Origin of the sequence: Prescottella defluvii (assembly GCF_000738775.1) — a bacterium.
GTDB classification, from domain to species: domain Bacteria; phylum Actinomycetota; class Actinomycetes; order Mycobacteriales; family Mycobacteriaceae; genus Prescottella; species Prescottella defluvii.
This window is the reverse complement of record NZ_JPOC01000238.1, coordinates 1-201: the sequence shown is the minus strand read 5'-3', so window position 1 is coordinate 201 and position 201 is coordinate 1. Positions and strand designations below refer to the sequence as shown.

1 protein-coding gene is annotated in these 201 nt (G+C 75.1%); it reads left to right on the top strand.

The window, feature by feature from the left end:
• Nucleotides 1–201, top strand: a 201-nt coding sequence (locus IJ15_RS0124695; protein ID WP_031940941.1) for a Holliday junction DNA helicase RuvB C-terminal domain-containing protein, incomplete at both ends; no start/stop codon positions are given.

Sequence of the window (201 nt, the reverse complement as noted above, 5' to 3'; positions counted from 1 at the left end):
GGCGGCGGACCGGTCGGCGTCTCCACTCTCGCCGTCGCGGTGGGGGAGGAGCCGACGACCGTCGAGGAGGTCTGTGAGCCGTTCCTGGTGCGGGCCGGGATGATCGCACGGACTCCACGGGGGCGTGTCGCGACTGCGGCGGCGTGGGCGCAGCTGGGGCTGACTCCGCCTCCCGATGCCGCCGTCGGCGGGATCGAGGTG